2 protein-coding genes are annotated in these 1,478 nt (G+C 58.3%); both read right to left on the minus strand.

The features are described from left to right. Positions 1–525: ATP-binding protein (locus tag QP999_RS13325; protein ID WP_284848466.1), on the minus strand; the 525-nt coding region annotated here is incomplete at its 3' end. Positions 526–531: 6 nt separating this feature from the next. Then, the coding region (locus QP999_RS13330) for a Mu transposase domain-containing protein (RefSeq protein WP_502870669.1) at positions 532–1,478 on the minus strand (947 nt) is incomplete at its 5' end.

Consider the following 1,478-nt stretch of genomic DNA (forward strand, 5'->3'; position numbering starts at 1 on the left):
GACGTCGACGTCGTGGAGGTGCTGGATGAACTTCAGCCGTGCGGGGTCATCGGGTTGGAGGACTGCCAGTTCGGCGGCGAGCATGTCGGTGCGGTAGAACCGTGCGGAGTAGTCGTTGCGGCATGCTGCTGTGATCAGGGCTTGGGCGAGGTAGGTTTTGCCGACTGAGGATTTGCCCAGGATGACAATGTTTTGGCCCAGGTGGCACCATTGTCCGTGAGCGAGTCTGCTGACTTGCTCGGGGTTGATGTTGCGGTCAGGCGTGCAGACCACGTTTTCAAGGCAAGCATCAAGGTTTGGCGATCGGGATGCTTTTAGCAGTTTGTTGATGCGTCGTTCACGCCTGGCCGCGACTTCTTTATCGAGTGCGTAGAGCACCTTTTGGGAAAACGTCCATGCGTCGAATGCGGGATCGTTGGCGATGTCGATGACGCTTCTGCCGAAGGCAGTCATCCGCAGCGCGGTGAAGTCGGGCAGGACGGACTCGTCAAGGAAGCGATCTGCTGGCGGGGTTGGTGATGACATGGGCTTTTAGTGTCCTTTCTTAGCGAGGTTGTCCATGCTGAACTGGTCTGCACCGCCGAGAAACGCGCCGGTGGTATCCCGGTCGGTGATTGCAGGGGCGGTGGGCTGGTTGACTGTGGTGCTGCGCGGGGCCTGGTCTAACCCGCGGGGCCGGGTGGCGTGTTCTTTGCGTATGGCGGCCATCATGTTTTTGACCGCGGTATATGACACAGCCCGTCGGCTGCCGTCGTTGGCCATCAGGCGCTGGCATGCCTCTTCCAGGATTGGTTTGTTGCCGTGTTTGCCCATCGACAGCACGTTTCTACAGGACTGGTACGCCTGGGCCGGGATGGCTTTCGCCGCGATGAGTTCTTCGATGACCTTGCGTGTTGCCGGGCCGGTTTTGCTGGCTTCGCGATAAAAGTAGTCGCTTGTCCACAGCCCACGGGTGGAGTCCATTCCAGATGGAATGTGCTCATAGTCAGTGACATAGGCCCCACGCTTATGCGAAACCTGGTGGGTTGCCACGGTTGTCCCCTGGTCAAAGACGGTCAAGACCTGGCCTGTGATGCGCACATCGACAGTGCGGCCAACAAGCTGGTGCGGAACGGAGTAGCGCACCGTTGCAACCGTGATATGGAAATCCGGGGCTACTTTCGCACGCTTCCACTCGGTATGTTGCCACGGGGTTGCCGGCAGGTCAGCAAGGAGATGCTGCTCGTGTGCTTCGAAGAGATCCCTGCGGCTTGACTGCTGACTGCGAAACGGCACGGAGGTGTTGATCGCATCGACTAAGCCCACAATCTTTCCGTTGAGCTCATCTAAGTCAACACACTGGTGGTCTTCAAGGGCGTGGATGATCTTGTGCGTGACGATCTTTACCGCAGCTTCCACATTTGCTTTATCCTTCGGCCGACGCGCGCGTGTGGGAAGTGCTGCTGTGTTGTAGTGCTCCAAGAACTGCTGGTAGGTGT

Source organism: Corynebacterium sp. MSK004 (assembly GCF_030232515.1).
Taxonomy (GTDB): Bacteria; Actinomycetota; Actinomycetes; order Mycobacteriales; family Mycobacteriaceae; genus Corynebacterium; species Corynebacterium hesseae.